The sequence below is a fragment of the Paenibacillus sp. M-152 genome, assembly GCF_003856555.1.
GTDB classification, from domain to species: Bacteria; Bacillota; Bacilli; order Paenibacillales; family Paenibacillaceae; genus Paenibacillus; species Paenibacillus polymyxa_C.
In genome coordinates this window covers 4,093,993-4,113,042 of record NZ_CP034141.1, presented here as the reverse complement: position 1 = coordinate 4,113,042, position 19,050 = coordinate 4,093,993, and the positions used below count along the sequence as shown (strand labels likewise).

At 36.7% G+C, this 19,050-nt stretch carries 21 protein-coding genes; 18 read left to right on the top strand and 3 right to left on the bottom strand.

Translation table 11 applies throughout. From position 1 onward, the window contains the following. Positions 1–247 precede the first annotated feature (247 nt). The 4 genes from EGM68_RS17915 (at position 248) to EGM68_RS17895 (ending at position 4,739) form a co-directional block, all read left to right on the top strand. Positions 248–2,311: a methyl-accepting chemotaxis protein gene (locus tag EGM68_RS17915; protein WP_129549713.1), complete on the top strand. Its 2,064-nt coding sequence runs from the start codon at positions 248–250 to the stop codon at positions 2,309–2,311. A 412-nt stretch (positions 2,312–2,723) separates the two neighbouring features. Beyond that, the gene (locus EGM68_RS17910) at positions 2,724–3,401 is read left to right on the top strand and encodes a tyrosine-type recombinase/integrase (protein ID WP_129549712.1); all 678 of its coding nucleotides are present in this window, start codon (positions 2,724–2,726) and stop codon (positions 3,399–3,401) included. Between the two features lie 141 nt (positions 3,402–3,542). Beyond that, entirely contained in the window at positions 3,543–3,971 is a 429-nt protein-coding gene (locus EGM68_RS17900) for a hypothetical protein (protein WP_129549710.1), read from the top strand. A gap of 180 nt (positions 3,972–4,151) precedes the next feature. After that, positions 4,152–4,739, top strand: a complete 588-nt coding sequence (locus EGM68_RS17895) for a hypothetical protein (protein ID WP_129549709.1) — start codon at positions 4,152–4,154, stop codon at positions 4,737–4,739. Between the two features lie 175 nt (positions 4,740–4,914). On the opposite strand, the gene EGM68_RS17890 is transcribed toward EGM68_RS17895, so the two are convergent. Next, positions 4,915–5,202, bottom strand: a complete 288-nt coding sequence (locus EGM68_RS17890; protein WP_129549708.1) for a hypothetical protein — start codon at positions 5,200–5,202, stop codon at positions 4,915–4,917. Positions 5,203–5,373: 171 nt separating this feature from the next. Here EGM68_RS17890 and EGM68_RS17885 point away from each other — a divergent pair, with 171 nt between their 5' ends. The 10 genes from EGM68_RS17885 (at position 5,374) to EGM68_RS17840 (ending at position 14,733) form a co-directional block, all read left to right on the top strand. Then, the gene (locus EGM68_RS17885; protein WP_010345194.1) at positions 5,374–5,577 is read left to right on the top strand and encodes a helix-turn-helix domain-containing protein; all 204 of its coding nucleotides are present in this window, start codon (positions 5,374–5,376) and stop codon (positions 5,575–5,577) included. 204 nt (positions 5,578–5,781) lie between these two features. After that, positions 5,782–6,615, top strand: a complete 834-nt coding sequence (locus tag EGM68_RS17880) for a hypothetical protein (protein WP_129549707.1) — start codon at positions 5,782–5,784, stop codon at positions 6,613–6,615. A 169-nt stretch (positions 6,616–6,784) separates the two neighbouring features. After that, positions 6,785–7,438: a GIY-YIG nuclease family protein gene (locus tag EGM68_RS17875; RefSeq protein ID WP_129549706.1), complete on the top strand. Its 654-nt coding sequence runs from the start codon at positions 6,785–6,787 to the stop codon at positions 7,436–7,438. A gap of 409 nt (positions 7,439–7,847) precedes the next feature. Beyond that, positions 7,848–8,555 (top strand): HNH endonuclease, encoded by a 708-nt coding sequence (locus tag EGM68_RS17870; protein ID WP_129549705.1) that lies wholly within the window; start codon positions 7,848–7,850, stop codon positions 8,553–8,555. Positions 8,556–8,831: 276 nt separating this feature from the next. After that, positions 8,832–9,344, top strand: coding sequence for a hypothetical protein (locus EGM68_RS17865; protein WP_129549704.1), 513 nt, complete (start codon positions 8,832–8,834; stop codon positions 9,342–9,344). 386 nt (positions 9,345–9,730) lie between these two features. Further along, on the top strand, positions 9,731–11,326 hold the full coding sequence (locus EGM68_RS17860; RefSeq protein ID WP_129549703.1) for a reverse transcriptase domain-containing protein: 1,596 nt from the start codon (positions 9,731–9,733) through the stop codon (positions 11,324–11,326). 433 nt (positions 11,327–11,759) lie between these two features. Then, entirely contained in the window at positions 11,760–11,960 is a 201-nt protein-coding gene (locus EGM68_RS17855) for a hypothetical protein (protein ID WP_129549702.1), read from the top strand. Further along, positions 11,950–12,756, top strand: a complete 807-nt coding sequence (locus EGM68_RS17850; RefSeq protein WP_129549701.1) for a hypothetical protein — start codon at positions 11,950–11,952, stop codon at positions 12,754–12,756. Before EGM68_RS17855 ends, EGM68_RS17850 begins: the two co-directional genes overlap by 11 nt. 189 nt (positions 12,757–12,945) lie before the next feature. Further along, positions 12,946–13,791, top strand: a complete 846-nt coding sequence (locus tag EGM68_RS17845; RefSeq protein WP_129549700.1) for a hypothetical protein — start codon at positions 12,946–12,948, stop codon at positions 13,789–13,791. A 168-nt stretch (positions 13,792–13,959) separates the two neighbouring features. Next, complete coding sequence (locus tag EGM68_RS17840) at positions 13,960–14,733, top strand: hypothetical protein (RefSeq protein ID WP_129549699.1); 774 nt, start codon at positions 13,960–13,962, stop codon at positions 14,731–14,733. Positions 14,734–14,976: 243 nt separating this feature from the next. On the opposite strand, the gene EGM68_RS17835 is transcribed toward EGM68_RS17840, so the two are convergent. Then, a complete protein-coding gene (locus EGM68_RS17835; RefSeq protein WP_129549698.1) occupies positions 14,977–15,366 on the bottom strand; it encodes a hypothetical protein in 390 nt (129 codons plus the stop codon). Positions 15,367–15,840: 474 nt separating this feature from the next. Here EGM68_RS17835 and EGM68_RS17830 point away from each other — a divergent pair, with 474 nt between their 5' ends. Then, entirely contained in the window at positions 15,841–16,089 is a 249-nt protein-coding gene (locus EGM68_RS17830; RefSeq protein WP_129549697.1) for a hypothetical protein, read from the top strand. Positions 16,090–16,338: 249 nt separating this feature from the next. On the opposite strand, the gene EGM68_RS17825 is transcribed toward EGM68_RS17830, so the two are convergent. After that, positions 16,339–16,626, bottom strand: coding sequence for a DUF6809 family protein (locus EGM68_RS17825; RefSeq protein ID WP_023989605.1), 288 nt, complete (start codon positions 16,624–16,626; stop codon positions 16,339–16,341). 153 nt (positions 16,627–16,779) lie between these two features. Here EGM68_RS17825 and EGM68_RS17820 point away from each other — a divergent pair, with 153 nt between their 5' ends. From EGM68_RS17820 to EGM68_RS17810, 3 genes are all read left to right on the top strand, one after another. Continuing rightward, on the top strand, positions 16,780–17,004 hold the full coding sequence (locus EGM68_RS17820) for a helix-turn-helix domain-containing protein (protein WP_010345209.1): 225 nt from the start codon (positions 16,780–16,782) through the stop codon (positions 17,002–17,004). Between the two features lie 183 nt (positions 17,005–17,187). Further along, positions 17,188–17,847 carry a hypothetical protein gene (locus EGM68_RS17815; protein WP_129549696.1) on the top strand — a complete coding sequence of 220 codons (660 nt, stop codon included), beginning with the start codon at positions 17,188–17,190 and terminating at the stop codon, positions 17,845–17,847. Between the two features lie 212 nt (positions 17,848–18,059). Beyond that, positions 18,060–18,872, top strand: coding sequence for a class I SAM-dependent methyltransferase (locus tag EGM68_RS17810; protein WP_129549695.1), 813 nt, complete (start codon positions 18,060–18,062; stop codon positions 18,870–18,872). The last annotated feature ends 178 nt before the right edge of the window (positions 18,873–19,050 follow it).

The window sequence follows — 19,050 nt, the reverse complement described above, 5'->3', positions numbered from 1 at the left end:
GAACGCTTTAAGTCTGCAAAACCTCGCGTGTTCATAGCTTTTTTAGAAAAGAGCCTGCGTCTGACGGAGGCTCTTTGTGCTGCCCTAATCTTTTGCTGGAGTTACTGAATGGGTTGGGAGGAAATCTATGAGGAATCAGATAGCAAAACTTTAAATTGTGTATACTAAAAACCTATTCAAACAGCTGCAAACTTCCGACATATTATCTAAGAGCTTTTCGCTCAATATTCCTCGGGGAGATGGCAGCATGTCACAAAATATGAAGAAGCGCGTATTCAGATCATCCAGTATCGCCAACACATTGGCCATGGTCTTGTTAGTCATTATCGTTGTCGTCTTTGCAACCTTGGGGACGTTCATGTATGCGAGCACGCAAAGCATGCTTGTCAAGCAGCAAGAGGCCATGCTCCAGACCAAGACGCAGGCCACTGTCAGTCAATTTGATGCGTTATTTAAGGAAAAGGGCTCACTTGTCAAACAAATGGCAACAAATAATCTTTTTCGGCAGTATATAGAAACCACCGAATCAGCAGAGATGGCGAAAACTTCTCCATATGCTGAGGCAACCAAAGCGACTCTGGCAGCGATTGTCAAGGAAGAACCATCTTTTGCCGACGCCTGGATTGCAGGCATATCTGGTAAGGGCTTCTTTCTTCAGAATGATGGTGCTGCTTCCAAACCGGATTTTGATATCCATTCGCGTCCGTACTTCAAGCCGGCTGTTGAAGCAGACGGTTTGTACTACTCAGAACCCTATAAGGACGTCAATACAGGGAATGTGGTCATGGGCATTTTCTATCCAATCAAGGATAGCAGTAACCAATTAATCGGATTTGCTGCTGTCGATATTGCTTTCAAAGACATCCCTGCTGTTATGCAAAGCTATTCGCTTGGAAGCACAGGCTATTCGATTCTTGCGTCCAAAACAGGTGATATTTTGTATCACCCTGATCAAAATAAAGTGCTGAAAGAAAAGATTAACGAAAGCACAGGTGATCTTGGCGAGATCGGTAAGAAAATGATTGCTGGTGAGTCTGGAGTACAGTTGATTAATGATAATGGCGAGCGTCGTTACATTGGGTATGCAACCAGTAAAGATACGGGGTGGTCCGTAGGCTTAACCATCTCTGAACAAGAGGCACTCTCAGAACTAAGAACCTTTACCTGGATTACGATTGGCGGTTTTGCTGCAGCTACCATCCTGCTGGTTATAATTTGTTATATAACGCTCCGCTATCTGTTGAGATCAATCCCGAAATTGCTTGCCAAAATCAAGCTGATTGAAAATGGGGATTTGACCGTTCAGTTTGATACGCATTCCAACAACGAAATCGGGCAAATTTCTCAAGGAATTTACAATATGGTTCAAAAAATTCAAGGCATGCTCCAAATGGTGGGCGGCTCAGCTCAAGTCTTGAATCAGTCTTCAAATGATTTGCAATCCATTTCTTCCAGAACCGCGATCACGATGAACGATACTGCGACAGCAATTAATGAAATTGCCAATGCAACGAACTACCAATCCATCGAAACGGATAACATTTTACAAAAAACCGGAGCCTTATCCGGCCAAATTGACGAAATTGCTAATGATGCCAAAACCATCGAAACGATGGTGCAAACCTCTGCCGAACAAAGCGGACAAGGGCTTGCTGTAGTAGATCAGTTATCCAGATGGGCAGAGGAAAATCATAATTCCACACAAGCGATGTCGTCTATTATTCAGGAAATTGATCTGAGCCGTCATGAGATTTCCAGCATCGTGGATACGGTCAACCAAATTGCAACGCAGACCAACCTGCTGGCGCTCAATGCTTCCATTGAAGCTGCGCGTGCAGGAGAACAGGGCAAAGGGTTTGCTGTGGTTGCCGGAGAGGTTCGCAAGCTGGCTGAGCAGACAGCGCTCGCGACACAGGAAATCTACAAGAAGGTCCGTGTCATCGAAGAAAAAACCAGTGTATCGGTTGAGCATACAGTTCACGGTCTGAAAATCGCAGAAGAAAACGCGAGATCGGTAGAGGACACGAAGCAAGTGTTCTTTAGCATTAACAAGGATTTGGAAGATTTAAAGTTGCGAATGATCCAGATCAGCACGAACACCTCTAAAGTCCACAAGCACAAAGATGAGATTTTGCAGGCGCTGGAGATCATCTCTTCCACCACCGAAGAGAATTCCGCTTCAACCGAAGAGGTTAGCGCCAGCACGCAGGAACAATTGGAGAGCTTCGAACAGGTTGCTGAACTCTCCAAACAATTAAACCAATTGTCCAATAAGCTTCAAGACGAATTAAAACAGTTTAAGGTTGAGTAACAAGCTTAGGTATGATTTTGACTAATATGCAGCAAAGGCCCGCGATCAGCGCGGGCTTTTTAGCGGCTTATCCTTATTTTCTTAATAAAATAATCGGGCTATTCTTTTGTTTCTACGGTGATGTGACGGAGGAACTGGACAAGTAAAGGCAAGACACTTTATGATGATGAAAATTGGACTTAATGGATCAATAATTCACTCTGAAAGAATCAGGGACTTAAGATGAATATCCATCTTAAGTCCCTTTTTTTTGTGTAAAATTAGATTTCCAATTTTTTGAACGGCTGATATACTAAGGAGGCAAGGGGGGACAGCAGCAAGACGATTAAAGCATACATATCGCAAACGGAACGTTTTTTTGCAAGATTGCAAGGGACCGAAGCAAGCATAAATGATGCGACGGTGCAAAAATATGCGTTGGCGCTGCTCGAAACACGCTTATGTTAACCAAGCGATCAGCGCGCTGAAATTTTACTTTCGCCATGTGCTAAAGCAGCCCAAATCCGCCGCCTATGTTCGTCCGAAAAAGGAGAGTAAACTGCCAGATGTGTTGTCCCTGAATGAGGTTATGCGTCTGTTGAAAGCAGTGAAAAATCCAAAGCATAAGGCTATTCTCTACCTGACGTATACATCCGGGCTGCGGATAAGCGAAGTGGTGAGGTTGCGTCTTGAAGACTGCGACCGTGAACGTAAAGTACTGAAAGTTCGTCAGGGAAAGGGCAGGAAGGATCGGCAAACGCTGTTATCCGAAGCGACTTTTGCGGTGGTCGAGCAGTATATAGGGGGGGAGCAGCCAGAAGACTGGCTGTTTCCAGGACAGAGGGAAGGCCGCCACCTGACGGAACGTTCAGCGCAGAAAGTGTTTGAAAAAGCGCTGGCTAAAGCGGGCATTCGCAAACAGGTGAGTATCCATTCGCTAAGGCATTCCTTTGCGACCCACTTGCTGGAGAATGGGATTGATCTTCGCTATATTCAGGAACTGCTAGGGCATCAGAGTGTGCGAACGACAGAGCGGTATACACATGTGAGCAGGAGGGACATTGGGCGGATTCAAAGTCCGTTGGATCGGCTGGGCGGGCTGGACGATTGAAACGCAGAAAGTGCGGGAATAAGGAGAAAAGTGCAGGATTCACGAAGTTCGTGAATATGACAAAGAGAGTATTCTTTCGGAAGTTCGTAAATAAGACGTTATCGGAAATCGCTGGAACACATACAAAAGCAGGAGGAATCAATGGAGGATTTGGAGATTCAGGAGACTATAAACAAATATTGCGAATTGGCTATTAGTTATGCACAAAGCTTCAATTGCAACCTAACCTTTGAAGAACCTTCAATCCACATTGTTGAGGAAATTCTCAATCATAATTGGAACAAGCTTATGAATGCTGATGAGGAAGAGAAGCCGACTGACAATCAAATTTGGTCAATGGCAGTAGTATGGGGAACTTATGTTGGAGAAGTAATGAAGAAGTCGATTGGAGAACCGTGTAAATGGATTTTTGAAGATGGAGAATTATTACTTGAAATAAATAAAATAAAAGCAAATCCAATTATAAAAGCATATAAAAGAATTATTAACGGACCTGAAGATAGTATTGTTTCTTTTTATGATATTGGATGTATGAAACTCAAGGAATATATAAGAACAGGATCTTGGTAGTAGTTCAATGAGGTCAGCAACATCCGATAACATAATATTCAAGCCGTGGCTCCGTTGGAGCCTTGGTCTGCGGGAAGGATTTCGAAGAGGAATTTCAGCAGACAACCCCTTCGGGGTTCATGAATACAGAAACGTTATGTGAAATATCCGCAAGGCAAACTTAAAAATAGAGGTGTCCGAATGTTAACTTACGAACAGATTACTAGTCAAATAATTAATTCGATGAAGGAAGCAGGACTTAATCCATATATTATAAAACATAACCTTGAATTAGTTACTCTAATGAAAGAATTTGAATGTCTTTGTGTAGTAAAGGATAAAAGATCTCCGTATATTACAAGAGCAGAAATTAGTTTTAGCTGGGATAGTACGATGACGGCTGAGTCTATCTACGGAGGAAATTGTGCATTATTCCATGATGAAACTGAAGAATGTTTCCATGATGAAGAGAATAGGGAAGCAGTGTTGGAACTTGAAATTAAATATAACATAGAGGCTAAAGAAGGGTTTAAAGAAGAATCGAATTTGATAAATACAGAATTAATAACAGTTATTAATACAATAATGGAACACCAAAATAAACCTCAGATAACATGGGAAATAACACTTAATAATAATGGAGTACACTTTGTAAGATCAATTAATTTGCATCATTACTGGAATATAGATATCAATGATGAAGACTTAGATTTAGATTGGGTTTTTGAAGAAGTACGCGAGATGCTGATAAGTATCGATAAACTTCCTTTTATTGAAAATAAATTGTAATTAGCTCAGAAAGCGAATACATCACATAACATAATATTCACGCTGCGACTCCTGACGGAGCCTTGGTCTGCACAGGTGGATTTCGGAGAGGGATTTCAGCAGAGAACCCCTTTGGGGTTCATGAATACGGGAACGTTATACGACAGAATCAAAATGAAAAAGAGCCAGAAGGCTCTCAATCTAAATATATATGTAATTCGTTATGCAGGTGAAGAGCGTCCTTAAAACCTTGCAAATAAATTTCACGTTCTAAAATAGCTTGAACAGAAAGCTCAGCATCATCGTAAAGGAATAGGGTCTTCTGTATATTCTCCGGTACTCCTTCATGTAACTGCTTGAAGTAGAGATTCCGTTCGGATGAGAACTGGTTGTAGCTGGAGTTGTTTTTGATAAGCTCACCATATAAAGATTCAATTCGAGTATGAATCAGTGAATCAAGTAAGACTTCTAAAGAATTATGCATTTTGAACACCATCCAATGTATTTGATTTTATGAATAAAAGTTCAACTTATTAAATATAATTTTATCATATCAAATAATTAAGTCAATACATGTTGAAGATGTTTTTGATAAAGAAAATATACTTTCATATAATTAAAGAAAAATTCACTTGATGTGTGAAAGGAATATCAGATGATTAGTTATAAACCTTTTCAAAAATTATTGATCGACAGGGAGATTAAGAAGCAGGATTTATTGAAAATGACGGGTATTTCGTCTGCTACAATGGCGAAACTCAATACAAACGAATATGTGTCATTAGAAGTGATTGATAAATTATGTGCGGCTTTAGGTTGTCAGCCAGGAGATTTATTGGAACATATAGCAGAACAATGACAGATTAGAATCAAGAATGAATGCTGGTTAATCGAAGAAGTGATTCCATCGTATAACATAATATTCAAGCAGCGGCTCCTTTGGAGCCTTGGTCTGCCGGGAAGGATTTCGGAGAGGCATTGCAGCAGGCAACCCCTTCGGGATTCATGAATACAGAAACGTTATGTGAAACCATCGCGAATATATTGATAGGAGGACATTACTTTGATGCAAGATGAGAATGAAAAGAAGTTATTAATTGAGTTTGTTAAAGAGACCAAAATAGCTTCATTGAATAAAATGAATAATGCTACCTTTAAATTGGGTACATTGTTTGTATTTATTATGGGAAGCCTACTATTTGCACTTCAGAATCTTCCTTCGAATCGACCAGATTTACATGATTATTACATAGCCAGTATATTAGTGAATTATTTTATAGGAATATCCGTTATTTCATCGCATATATTTAATGCTTTTTTTAGAAAAATACAACAGAATAATAATGCCGAGAAAAAGTGGAATAAATTAGAGATTAAATACATGTTGCCGCTTCAAATGGTTAGTTTTATTCAAATTATTATTTTTATATTTATAATTCTTGTTATGTTTGTGTTTTGTTTTTATTTTGAGTTAGAATTCTGGAGAATAATGTTGCAGTTTATTGCATTATTATATCTAATTTATTTTATGGGTAGAAATGCAATAAAAAAAATAAAGCCTGAAGAGCAGAACGAGAAAATTCATAAAAAGATTATTAATCTGATAATTTTCCTAATAATTATTATATCCTCATTATATAATTTTCCCTTTATCATAGACTTGATTTTTGATCATAGGCTTGTAACAGTGTACTGTTTTTATTTTGTTGGTTGCTTTTGGGCATTATCGCTAATATTTAAAGCCTTTTCATACAGAATAATTTACTCATGGGTTGAAGACTTTTACAATGAAATTCATATTAGTGACCTTAGTTTGGAAGAAATAAAAAATAAACTCAAGTTAGAGTTTTCTGCAGGAAAAAATATTGAAACAATTACTTTTAACAATGATAGATAGCTTGTCAAAGTAGGCAATGGCATCACATAACATAATATTCAAGCTGCGGCTCCGTTGGAGCCTGGGTCTGCGAGATGGATTTCGAAGAAGCATATCAGCAGACAACCCCTTCGGGGTTCATGAATACAGAAACGTTATGTGAAATATTAGAAGAGAGCGGGTGTAATACATGTCTAATGGGTATGTTTACATACTTATAAATGAAAGTTTCAAGGGATTAATTAAAATTGGAAAGACTTCATTAAGCTCCAGCGAAAGGGCGAAGCAACTATCTAGTAACACTGGAATACCTACCCCTTTTAAAGTTGCTTATGAAGTTTTTTCTACTGACTGTAATAGATTAGAAAAAGCTATACATAATGAATTGAACGATTTTAGAGTAAACGCTAATAGAGAATTTTTTAGTTTTCCACTTTATAAGGCGATTGAATTAATTCAAAAGTTCTCCGAGAGAAAAACGAAATATAATGAATTTGATAGTTTTGAAGCAATAGAAATTTTACCTAAGATTAGAGAGTTATTTAATACGTATATAAATCCTTTTGTTTCTTCGGTTAGAGTCTACCAAACTAGCGATAGAGTTTATTTAGAAGTTACACAAGATCACTATATAGCTGGCTATTTAAAGCATCAATTAATTAGAAGAACTGACTTAGGTTATTTACATGATGGACCACATAAAGATGATAAACCATTCAAACCGGAAAGATCGATTAATGCTAATGCTGAAGTCTTTCTATCTTCAGGCTTTACTACAATGGCCTTATGCAGTGATGATTTATTTACAGCAGAAGGAATGAATAAAATGTTCAATAATGAATAAAAAGAGCAAAGTAATATTTTTGGAATTCGGAGAAGGCTGATACATCACATAACATAATATTCAAGCATTGAGCATACGCCCTCGGTCCGGCCAGTAGAATTTCGATGAGTAGAGCAGCCGGACACATCCGACTTCGTCGGACGTCTTAAATACAGGAACGTTATAAGAAATCAGCGCGAAGACAATGAATCGTAAGCAATATAGTTTTTGTTAATACATTATATTATTGCGGTATTATCTGATAAATAAAAGGAAGGGGTATATAGTTTGTCTTACATTGATATGAAGTATCTTGGCACATATCATTATGCAAATATTGTACAAGGTGTAATTCAAAATTCTTTTAATTACCTTAGAAATTTCGAAGTATTATTTGCTAATTGTGGAGTTTTAGATTTCGTACAACCATTTGGAAAAAAAAAGTAATATTCATAGATTTATTGAGTTTGTAATAGATGAATTATTTTATGAGGAATCATTAAATTTATCAAAATCAAAGTGTCGTGATAGAACAAATTATGATTTCGATAATCCGACATATATTACGCCATTTGAGTATGTATTTCGTGAGTACAAGATAGATCATTTATCCTTTATGAATTGGAGGGAGGATATTGATGATGAGTTATCAGAAGATCAATTTCACGAATATTATTTATATTTATACGAGACAGATGAGTACTCTCGGATAATCGAATCACTAGGTGAAGATGTATTTTATATATTATTTTTAAATAGAGAACTACTACAAGAATTTAATCAGCTATTTGCCTCATACCTAGAAATGTGTAATGGGGATGAAGTGGCAAAGCAAACTGTATTGGATCGTGAATTGCAAGAAATTGTTAGAGATGATTATAAGTTATATCGAGTGAACATTCCAGAATGGGTCAAGAGAGCTGTTTATTTTAGAGACAGAGGAATGTGTGTAACGTGTGGTAAAGATTTGAGTGGATACTTATCTCTGGATAACAAAGAAAATTATGATCATATCGTTCCTTTGAATCTATATGGATTTAATGATGTTTCAAATATTCAATTGTTATGTAGAGAATGTAATTCTGGAAAGAGTGGAAACCAAAGTCTTCCAACAACTAGGTATCAGAGCTGGTATTAAAAGTAGATCAACTTCTCAAACACAAAGTTTGTTGTAAAGTTGACAGGTGAACTTATATTTTTTAGTATCTCGAAGAAGATGCTGACATCTTATAACAAGGTATCTAACGCTCGGTCTTCGCCCTTGGTTCGCAAGATGAAATAGCAAAGAAGATGATTCAGCTCACAACCCTTCGAGGCTAAGTCTGTCGGACCCGGTCGCGTACGCTTCCTTAAGCCTCTCGGGTTCGTAGATACAAGAACGTTAGATGAAATCTATGCAGGCTGGTGATATAAGTTGCTCGAAGAAGAGTATAAAGAAAGTGAACATAGTAAAGAATGCTATGCCCATTTTGGTTTAGCTGTTTTTTATTCTCAAGTATTAGAACATCAGTTAGTTAATATGATCGTATTACTTAAGCGATCTCAGGGATTAGTTCCAACTGAAGATGATTTTGAAGCATTATTCGAAAGAAAATTTTCAATTACTATGGGACGTTTAATAAACGAAATAAAGCAAGTGTTTGAACTAAAAGATAAAGATATAGACGAATTGGAGGCAATATTAAAATTACGGAACTTCATAGTACATGATTTCTTTAAGGAGAAGATAGAACTAACATTCACAAAAACAGGTAGAAATGAACTAATAGATGAATTGAACAGTTTCGTTAATAGAGTAAAAATAATGGATAATAGATTAATGGAAATATCAAGTGATTTATATCGAAAATCAGGAATAACGCAGCAAATGATTGAGGATGAAGTTAAGCGGGGGATATTTGAAGAAAGAAATAAGGAACTTGATTGAGAAATCTGGCAGGCATAGTATTCATCTAACATAATATTCAAGCTATGGCTCCGTTGGAGCCTCGGTCTGCGAGTTGGATTTCGGAGAGGCATTTCAGCAGACAACCCCTGTGGGGTTCATGAATACAGAAACGTTATGTGTAACTTCCGAAAGGCTGATTAAGAGCAATTTAAAAGCGGAGAATGGTTGAAACTAATCAAATTGACAAAACGGATTCGGAACCGAAGCACGCCCGGCGGTGAGAAGGCCGTCGAGGGTTATTCAGGAAGACAGAAGCAACGTCTAACATAATATCCACGACCCGAATATACGTCGGACACCCGACATATATCGGGTCGTGGATACAGGAGCGTTAGATGAAATACAGTCAACAGGAGGTAGTGTAAATGCTAAAATTGAAAGAAAATTCGATTGAGTGGGCTTTAAACCACATAAATAAATACAATGACACTTATGTGTTTCCAATGCCATTTGAGTTTGATGCAATAAATGAAAATAAGGATGAAGTTATAAAATATATAAAAAATATAGACGTATCTAGTTTTGGTTTGCAAACATATAGAACTGAAATCACACCTAAAAGTCAAGTTGGATTTAGGATTTCAACTCAGTTAGATCCAATTGATTCAATAATATATAACGCGGTTTTGTATGAAATTTGTGAGGTAATAGAAAACGTACGTATTCCTATCTCAGAAGAGATTGTTTTTTCGTACAGAATGAAAGTTGAGGAAGATGGAACACTTTACGATGCAAATTATGATTGGAAAAGGTTTAATGATAAGGTGTATTCTGTATGTCAAACAGGTAAGTATTCACATGTAGTAGTTAGTGATATAGCTGATTTTTTCCCAAGTATATATCTTCATAATATAGAAACATGTTTAAGAGAAGCAACGGCGGTTTCTGGACAAATTGAACATGCGAACGCTTTAATTAGATTAATTAAAGGCATGCATATTAGTCAAACACACAAAGGCTTACCAATAGGACCGCAATTTAGTCGTCCCATAGCAGAACTTATTATGCATGAAGTAGATAAAATATTAATTGCAAACAATATTAAGTTTGTTCGTTATGTTGATGATATAAGAATATTTTGTGAATCTGAAACAGAAGCATATAGAAATCTTTCGTTTCTAGCTCAAAAATACTATGATCTTCGAAATTTGAAACTAAATGAATCAAAGACAAAAATACTTAAAATAGATGATTTCCGAAAAGATTATCTTCGAGTGTTTGAAGAACAGGAAAGTGATAGAGTCTTAGATGAATTCTACAATTTGTGTGAAAAAATTGGTATTAGTCTTAATTCATATGAGGATATTGATATTTACGATTTGGATGATGACGATAGAGAAGAACTAGAGCAATTAAATATTATTGAATTACTAAGTGAAGAAATAGAGAAGGATGTTGTTGATTTAGGTTTAATTAAATTTCTCATAGAAAATTTAGCTAGATTCGACAATACAGAAGTGGCAGATATTTTCCTTGAAGAAAGTAGTATCGTTAAAATATTTCCAGTAATACATTCGTTTATAAACTACCTCTCAAGAGTACGTTCATTCAGTGAAGCGCAAAAGCATCATATTGGAGCAAGGGTATTAGAATTGTTTAATGACAGTTTTATTACGGAACTTCAATATAACAGAGCATGGCTATTACATTTGTTTACTAAAAATCAGGAGTGGAATAATATCGGAAAATTTAATGAGCTAAAGAAAAAGTATTCGGATGAAATGACATCAAGAGAATTGCTATTGTGTTTTGGAAGGGCAGGGATTATTGATTATTTCAGAGAAAATAAATTAAAAAACACTATGACAATGCCATCTTGGGAGAGACGAGCTTTTATTGCAGCGATAAGCTGTTTACCTAAAGATGAAAGAAATGCATGGTATGTTTCTCAAAGCTATAAACATCGAGAATTTTTAGATCAAATAGTTGAAAAGTGGGCTAAAAAGAATTATTTTGCATAGTTTCCTGTGCATCGTCTAACACATCATTTTCCTCCACTCCTTTTAATGTCATAGTCCTTGTGAAGCAAGCTCTGTGCCACTTTATCCGCTAAGGAGTTAAAAGAAAGGAACATCGGAAACTGCGGGAACGTTAAACGTAACTTCTGAAAGGCAGATTTAAGGGTAATTTAAAAGCTGAGATGGTTGAATATCTGATCGACGGAGCAGATCCGGAATCGAAGCGCGCCCGGTGGTGAGAAAACCTTCGAGAGTAATGCAGGAAGACAGAAGCAACACATAACATAATATTGACGCTATGGACATTCGTCCTCGGTCCGGCATACGCCGGACACCCAGCATACGCCGGACACCCAGCATACGCTGGGTCGTGAATACGGGAACGTTATAAGAAATTGGCGCAAGAATATTTTAAACATATTATGGAGGTTTATTCATGGAAGCTATAATTGATTTACTTAACCCATCAACTACTACAGGATCTCTGTTAATTGGTATTATTTCAGGCTTGATTTCTGGATTAATTCTGGGGTTTTTTTCAGGAAAGAAGTATGAAACTAATAAGTTCGCGACTAAAGGAAATCAAAGTCCAATAATTCATAGTTCAGATATAAAGGTAAATACGCATGATAAATAAATACAGCACTACTGGTGAACTAAGCCCAATTATGAAGGATTGTAATATTACTGTTTATAATCAACTGAAATTTGAAACTGTTATTGCAAGAAAAAACGAGTTGTATATTCCTTTAATTGAAGAAAGTTTCAAGTTGATTGACAAATGTAAGAGTGGAGACTTATTTTCTAAATTAGAGATTTCGTTCATGAAAGAAATAGTGCAGAAGCAGTACAAATATAGAGTAGACGATAAACTTTTATTAAAATTAAATGATATAGACAATCTAGTGAATTCATTTAATAAAATCGATGTAATTAATATTTGTGGCAATATCATTGTAGATTTGTTTACTAAGGGATTTATTCGATTGTATGGCGACATTATAGAAGGTGAAGCTCCGATTTATTACGATGGAGAAATTGTTGACTATGAAACTGTTTATCCAGAAGAATATGAGAATATTAAGATGATAGCATATGATAAAAGTTTGGTTATGGATGCAGTGCAACAACGAGATGATTATATTGTATATGAGAATGAAATATATAACAGGTCATTGGTGACAATGTTCGAATTTGCTTTGGCTGATAGAAATAAGCGATATAGTTCTAGTAGAATTCCAGTAATTGACTGGGCGGGAGCACCTGAATATTACATAGCGTCACTATGTAACCTGGATGAAGAATATTCAAAAAACAAAGAAATGATCAAAAAAAGAGATTGTCTTAAGGATATTTCTGATTTATGTAAAGATGTAGCATCCTTACTCGATCAAAAACTTAAAGATATATTTGAAAGATATGAGAAAGAATAAGGGATTGGGTTGTATTTCATAGAAGGCGCCAACATCTTATAACATAATATTCAAGCTACGGGCCATATTGCCCTTGGTACGGCAGGAGACGAGGACGAGGAAGCAGAATCAGCCGGACACATCCGACTACGTCGGATGTCGTGAATACGAGAACGTTATGCGAAATATGACCAAGAGAGGAAAAACATAATGTTTTCAAAACTAAAGAACCTTAAAAAGAAAGAAAAACAAGTGGCAAAAGAAATTGACTCAATACGAGAGTTTTATGACGATATTATACTTGAAGAATATTATGAGCCACAGATGGTTTGGGAAATCGATAATACAAAAAAGAATGACAAAATGACACTAATTATTGCTGAACCTGATGATATTAATTGTTGGATACAGGGACTTAGTCAGGGTTGCATCGTAAAAATGAGGCATTTAGAAGAAGCAATAGGTAGACTAATGGATGTTGGTGACCTTTATAGTTCTGCCATATTAATTCGACACCACTTAGAATTATCTGGTTTACTTTGCCTTTCTCTTGAAATTCTTGTCGAACATGATAAAGATAAATTACAACGGTTCATTTCAAAAACATCCTATGGTGCAGCTTATTATAATAACCCTAAGCTTCGGGATTCAAATGATGCATTTTTTAGGACTGAGACACCGACAGTTTCAGCAATGATAGGGGCACTTGATAAATTCTTACAAGATCATACTGAGAGTGCATTCGATGAGAATTTCTTTAAACACAACTATGCGTTTTTGTGTCAATTTTCACACCCGAGTACAGATACTTCTACTTTTTTCGTAGATGCTACTTTGGAAGGTGAAGGGCATATCATGCAATTTAATTGGGAGCCCAACTTTGGAAAGATAGGAACTATTTCTACATTACATGTACTGAAGCAAAGTCTGCAGGTGGGACTAGCATGTTATTTTTTATTTACTGCCTATCATTTTACTCAAGATAAGGTCTACGTAAATGAAACTAATATTGAAAAATCCTTCGAAATTTTTACAGGAAACAAACCTGAACGCTAGTCGGAGAAGCGGTCATACTTTGCATAACACCACATTCACGCATCGGGCTGACGCCCTCGGTCGCAGACGTGGGTTCGAGGAAGCAATCGCTGCGACAACTCCCTACGGGAGTTCGTGAATACAAGAACGTTATGCGCAATTTCATTAAACCTGAAGGGATTACATACTATGAATACATATCATGAATCTTTGTTGATCAAGGAAGGATACCTTGCTTCTACCTCAATTGGATATGGACTTACTTCCTTAAGGAAAGCTGGGGTTCATAAAAAAGGTGAGTATTATCAATCATTCTTTCAACTAAGTATTGGGATTGAAAGAATGATGAAATTAATAATAATACAAAATCATAGAGGGAAATGTAATAGTTTTCCAGACAATAAGACAATGAAATCGTTCAGTCACAACCTGATGGGGTTGTATAATTCTGTAATAGAATTTGCAATTAATGAGGATATATTAATAGTAGATGATCTATCCATTGAGATATTGAAATTCTTATCCGAGTTCGCTATCAGTGATCGATATTATAATTTAGATTATCTTACAGGTAGGAAATCATCAATTGACCCATTAATTCAATGGAGTAATATTCAAGATAAACTAGAAAAGAGGTATCTTATCAATAATCAGAGAGTAAATAAACAACAAGATATACTTCTAAATATCTTAAATGAAAAAAGCTATACAATTATATACAATGAAAAAAATGAGCTGATTAATAATGCAAAAGAGTTTATGCAAGAATCGATTAAAGACGAAAAAATTCAAGGTTATGCAGTATATCACATACTAGAAGTCATTAGAGTATTAGCAACAATATTAGAAGATTTAGAATATGAGCATAATTTATATCCGTGTTTAAGAGAATTTTTTGAATATTTTAATTATGATTATACTATGAAAGAAGTAATAAGAAAAAAGAAATGGGTTTTAAGTTAATCGAAGAAGAATGAAACAGCGCATAACATAGTATCTACGCTGCGTCGCATTCGCTCCTTGGTCTGCCGAAGATTTTTCGGGGAAGCTGAATCAGCAGACAACCCTGTACTACCTAACCGCGTCGCGACCGGTCCTTTGGACCTTAAGGTAGTGAGGGTTGGTAGATACAAGAACGTTATAGGAAATAGAAGCAAAGATCCGATTCAAAAATACAATTCAAAAGAAAATCTGGAAACGGATCGTTTATCTATTGAATTTCTTTTTAATTTTCTTCATCTCAGATTCAGTAATTTGTTCATTTGTTTTTGAATCAAAAAAATCAGACTTAAATACTTCTAAATCTTGTGTATAAACGGCTAAGCGAATATAAATATTAGGATTATTGTAATCTTCCTCTTCAGGTAGCCACCCTACTGAAGACGTATTAGGTAGAACATTTCGGTTAAGAGCGTCTCCATTAGGCCCAACAACTTGTGATATATGTCTTATTCGAGAGATAAACTGATCAAATTCGTATTTTTCAATGTATATTTCGGTAATATAGGTTACTCTTTGAGAAGTATTTACTATTGTATACTGGTACTGATATTCTTTTCCTGCTCCCAATGTACTTATCGCTAACCTAAAATTCAAATGTAGTTTTTCTCTATCCTTCTTTTGCTTAATTGCAATAAGTATCGGAACTACGATACTTCCTATTATGGTTACAAACAAAGTTGCAATAATGTTAAAAGTTACCTAACACACTTCATCTCCATCCTATAAAAAGAGCCCATTATTTATATGAAATATATTTTACACGAACAAGTATATAAATGAACAACCTAATTTCAAAGGGATTTCTGAATATAACAAACCGGTTTTAAAATTATGAGAGTAATTCAATGATGGCTTCTACTTCCTATAACATTATATCCATGCTTCGAAGCCTTGCGGCTCCTTGTTCCGCCCGAAGGGGAATGGCAGGGAAGTAGAATCAGGCGGACACATCTGCACCGACTAACCGCATTGCGGCCGGACCCTGGCGGGTCCTTAAGTCGGTGGGACGTCGTGGATACAGGAACGTTATAGGAAACACCCTAAACCCAAAAAACAAGAGGAAAACCTATGAGGGAATATGCTTTTGTAGATCTCAAAGATGAAGTAAAGAAAGTCATGGTGTATGAAGTAGATCAAGAAGTCTACGTGTTCACGTATACAACCGTAGAAGATTTACCATGCACGCAAGACTATTGGTTTGAAACCTTGATTGAAGCTGAGGAATATTGTGAAGATCGATTTGGAAGGCTGGAATGGATACAGATTGAAGATCCAAGACAGGGAGACTTTCAAGATTTGATAAACGCTCAAAATTAATGACAGATAAAATCAAAGAGTATTTGAAGAACAAAAATCGGATTAAAGACTAAGGATAGAGAATGATTTGAAGGTAATTTCAAAGAAGAAGGGCGCATCCTATAACATAATATTCACGCTGCGGACATTCGTCCTGGGTCCGGCATTCGCTGGACACTCAGCATACGCTGAGTCGTGAATACAGGAACGTTATACGACAGAATCAGAAATAATAGAAATAGAAATAGAAAAAGAGGATCATATGATCCTCTAGATGTTAGAATTTTTCAATTCACTAAAGAGTTGTAGAGCGTCTTTGAAACCTTGTATGTAGATGCTTCTTTCTAAGATGGATTGGAGAGATATTTGAGCATCTTCGTACAGAAAAACCGTATGTTGAAGTTGATCGGGTAACGCTTCGCGAAGCGTTCTAAAGTATCGATCTGTCTCCGAAGAAAGCTGATTATACTCCGTATGGTACTCCAGAAGCTCAGCGAAGAGTAATTCTAAACGTATTCTTATAAGCGGCTCTGTTAATGATTCTAATGTATTAATCATATGTTATTCCTCTTCTAATTAACTCTACAGAGTTATTATATAACCTTATAAAGTTAATTGCAAGGTGAATATTTGACGTTATAGAGTTAAAACTTCGCTTTTCGTTGATGATTGCTGGTATGGGAGATAAGATAGAATTATGGAGGGGAAAAGATGAACGTAATCAAGTGCAATATACGAGAACTCATGGCAGAACATCGAATAGATGATATAACAGAATTGATGGCGAAATCGGGCTTAAGTCGGAATTCAATCAACAAGTTGTATAGGGAAACGAATATAGAAACAACAAAGCTGGAAACTTTATTCAAGCTATGCGATACATTTAACTGCAAATTATCAGATTTAATTGAGTATGTACCCGAAGAAAACCAGTAGTGAAGAAGCGATTCCGTCATATAACATAATATTCAAGCAGCGGCTCCTTTGGAGCCTTGGTCTGCGAGAAGATTTCAGGGAAGCATTTCAGCAGACAACCCCTTCGGGGTTCATGAATACAGGAACGTTAACTGAAATTCCGACAAGTTCATGATTGAAGGAAATATCAAAGGAGGAATTAATTTGCCTTGGCCTATGGTACACTTTGCAATTTCAGAAAACCTTTCTATTAATGACCCCTCACCCAATTTTTTATTAGGCAGTATTGCTCCGGATGCGATTCATATGAGAGGGAAGGTATCCAGGGAAGAAAAAGGTGTGACTCATCTCGTACATAACGATAAATTACCAGCCAAGGAATTGATCATGGAGAAGTGCAAGGAATATTTACTGAAGCAAGCGGGGCCAGAATGGAAGGACTTTGTTATAGGTTACTTTTCACATATTTATACAGATTTAAGGTGGACAGATACCGTCTATTTCGATTTTGAGAAAAACTACAGAGGCGAAAAGAATGATATTAGAAAGACATATAACCTTGAAGTTAGCCAAGTAGAATTTGATCTCTTAAGATCAATGGGAAGTACTGAAAAACTGTTTACAAAACTCTTAAAAGCTAAGGGATATACAATAAATCCTTACATTACGCAGCTTGAAGTCAATCAGTATAGGGATAATAAGGTGAGATGGCTGCAAGATCTAAAGAATGAACCTCATATAGCACCTATCTATTTTAAAGCAGAAATTATTAAGATCTTTGTTAGTGAAACATCAAGGGAATTGAAAGAACTATTTAAAGACCAGAGTATTGATTATTTCGAAGGAGGCCGGAACATTAGTTAACATCGTATATACGCTGCGTCCTGACGGCCTTGGTCTGCAAGAGGGATTTTGAGGAAGCCTATTCACCAGACAACCCTGCACCACCTAACCGCATCGCGGCCGGACCTACGGTCCTTAATGTGGTGAGGGTTCGTAGATACACAAACGTTATCAGAAATTAATGCAAATCTGAAATGCTCAAATATAAATATCTACTAAGAGAAGGTGCCTTCATGGACAAGAATTCATTAAATAGAAGAAGCATTATTGTTGACGGGGAAAATGGTGTCGGCAGCTCGGAAGAGTTAAAAAAGAATGTTGTTTATAAAACAAACAGCCTATATTGGGATACCAAAGGCAATGACTTCTTAAAAGCAATCGTGCTCCCTTATTATGGAGCATTTATCTCAGAAGAAAAGTGCCAGCTCTTTGGTGATATCTCAGGAAAAAAACTGCTGGAGATCGGCTGCGGAAATGGTCAATCCTTGCAATATCAAGGGGAACGAAACGCATCTGAACTATGGGCTGTGGATATTTCAGAAAGACAAATTGAAAAGGCAGCGCAACATTTGAAGTCATGTGGAATAGCAGCAAAATTGATATGTTCTCCCATGGAAGAAGAATGCGGCATCCCGACGGATTATTTTGACTATGTTTATTCAATTTATGCCATAGGTTGGACCACCGATCTTGAGGGTACCTTTCGACGAATATCTTCTTACCTTAAAAAAGACGGGCTATTTATTTTCAGTTGGTCTCACCCTATACACAGATGGGTTACTACAGAAAATGATAGGTTTGTAATTAATAAGAGTTACTTTAATGAAGGTTGGTATCCGGTAGCAGTTGATGAAGGTGAGCTATTGTTAGCGGACCGTATGCTGTCAACTTATGTAAACGCGCTTGCAAAAGCTGGGTTTGTAATTGAGCTAATGATTGAGGAATGTGATTATGAGTTTATGCAATTGCGGGATGATAACAGCGATATGGCAAAGAGAGCAAAAATGCTTCCAGTAACTTTTGTGATAAAGGCAAGAAAACTATAAGATATAAAAACAAAAGCGAAACTGACTCCAAGATTTTTAGAGGTCGAGGAAGGTATTGACATCCGATAACAAAACATTCACGCTGCGGGTCGCTGTCGCGCCCCTTGGTCCGCCCGAGGATTTTCAGGGAAGATTAACAGGCGGACAACCCTGCACTGCCTAACCGCATCGCGGCCGC

Bases quoted from the DNA above. Each gene is read 5' to 3' on its own strand.
- EGM68_RS17840 (WP_129549699.1), top strand. From the start codon at position 13,960: ATGAATACATATCATGAATCTTTGTTGATCAAGGAAGGATACCTTGCT.
- EGM68_RS17830 (WP_129549697.1), top strand. From the start codon at position 15,841: ATGAGGGAATATGCTTTTGTAGATCTCAAAGATGAAGTAAAGAAAGTC.
- EGM68_RS17825 (WP_023989605.1), bottom strand. From the start codon at position 16,626: ATGATTAATACATTAGAATCATTAACAGAGCCGCTTATAAGAATACGT.
- EGM68_RS17890 (WP_129549708.1), bottom strand. From the start codon at position 5,202: ATGCATAATTCTTTAGAAGTCTTACTTGATTCACTGATTCATACTCGA.
- EGM68_RS17855 (WP_129549702.1), top strand. From the start codon at position 11,760: ATGGAAGCTATAATTGATTTACTTAACCCATCAACTACTACAGGATCT.
- EGM68_RS17900 (WP_129549710.1), top strand. From the start codon at position 3,543: ATGGAGGATTTGGAGATTCAGGAGACTATAAACAAATATTGCGAATTG.
- EGM68_RS17915 (WP_129549713.1), top strand. From the start codon at position 248: ATGTCACAAAATATGAAGAAGCGCGTATTCAGATCATCCAGTATCGCC.
- EGM68_RS17910 (WP_129549712.1), top strand. From the start codon at position 2,724: ATGCGTTGGCGCTGCTCGAAACACGCTTATGTTAACCAAGCGATCAGC.
- EGM68_RS17820 (WP_010345209.1), top strand. From the start codon at position 16,780: ATGAACGTAATCAAGTGCAATATACGAGAACTCATGGCAGAACATCGA.
- EGM68_RS17895 (WP_129549709.1), top strand. From the start codon at position 4,152: ATGTTAACTTACGAACAGATTACTAGTCAAATAATTAATTCGATGAAG.
- EGM68_RS17875 (WP_129549706.1), top strand. From the start codon at position 6,785: ATGTCTAATGGGTATGTTTACATACTTATAAATGAAAGTTTCAAGGGA.
- EGM68_RS17810 (WP_129549695.1), top strand. From the start codon at position 18,060: ATGGACAAGAATTCATTAAATAGAAGAAGCATTATTGTTGACGGGGAA.
- EGM68_RS17885 (WP_010345194.1), top strand. From the start codon at position 5,374: ATGATTAGTTATAAACCTTTTCAAAAATTATTGATCGACAGGGAGATT.
- EGM68_RS17845 (WP_129549700.1), top strand. From the start codon at position 12,946: ATGTTTTCAAAACTAAAGAACCTTAAAAAGAAAGAAAAACAAGTGGCA.
- EGM68_RS17860 (WP_129549703.1), top strand. From the start codon at position 9,731: ATGCTAAAATTGAAAGAAAATTCGATTGAGTGGGCTTTAAACCACATA.
- EGM68_RS17850 (WP_129549701.1), top strand. From the start codon at position 11,950: ATGATAAATAAATACAGCACTACTGGTGAACTAAGCCCAATTATGAAG.